A 735-nucleotide genomic window follows, 5' to 3' on the forward strand; every position below is an offset into this window, starting at 1 on the left:
CGGGATCGGCCGAGCCTGGTTCGACGGTGCCGTCGGCGGGTACAGGCTGCGCCTCCAGCGCCGGCTCGCTCAATCCTGCCGGCAGGGGCCAGGTGATGCCGTAGAGCTTCGCGCGGCGGAGGAGATCGCCGACGGTCGTCGGTGAAGCATTGATCGCCCGGGCGATCTCGCGGTGGCTGCGACCGCCTTCAAGCGACAGCCGTAAAACGTCAAAAATCTTGCGCATGGATAGCCTGCTATTCGCCATGTGGGCCTCGGCAAATCTCCCGAGGGTGCCACGGTTATCCCGCGCGCTACGATATTACAAATGACTGTCCAGTTTGCTCTGGAATCGGTGTCCAGTTTGCCGTGGAATCACTGTCCAGTTTCGTCTGGAATCCGTGTCCAGTTTGGTGTGGAATACGCATCGGCAATCTTGGGAACAATGCTCGCCTTGATCTGTGTGGCCGGGCGTTCTTTCAGGAACCCCGAGAGTCGTTGCCCTTGAGGCGCATCTGCGGCAGCCACGGCCATGCAGGCTTCCAGAATCGCAGGCGTGCCCCACTCCTGTTCTTGACGGGCGCGACCGAGCAACCGGTCCATGATCACTGATATCTCGGGCCGTGGCAGCGCCACGAGACGATCCTTGATACTGCCAGCCATCTCGGGATGCTCCAACAGCCCTTCCAGAAGATCGGCGGCCTCCGCTGACAACCGATCCTCTGGAGTGATCAATGGCGCATGCTCACGACTCAC

General features: G+C 61.2%; 2 pseudogenes. Both read right to left on the reverse strand.

Features of this window, described 5'->3' with window-relative positions:
- Positions 1-226 (reverse strand): annotated as a pseudogene (locus E4Q23_RS23055) (sigma-70 family RNA polymerase sigma factor); the annotation flags it as partial.
- A 128-nt stretch (positions 227-354) separates the two neighbouring features.
- Positions 355-735, reverse strand: a pseudogene (locus E4Q23_RS23060) (hypothetical protein); the annotation flags it as partial.

Source organism: Candidatus Accumulibacter phosphatis (assembly GCF_012939955.1).
In the GTDB taxonomy this organism is placed as follows: Bacteria; Pseudomonadota; Gammaproteobacteria; order Burkholderiales; family Rhodocyclaceae; genus Accumulibacter; species Accumulibacter delftensis.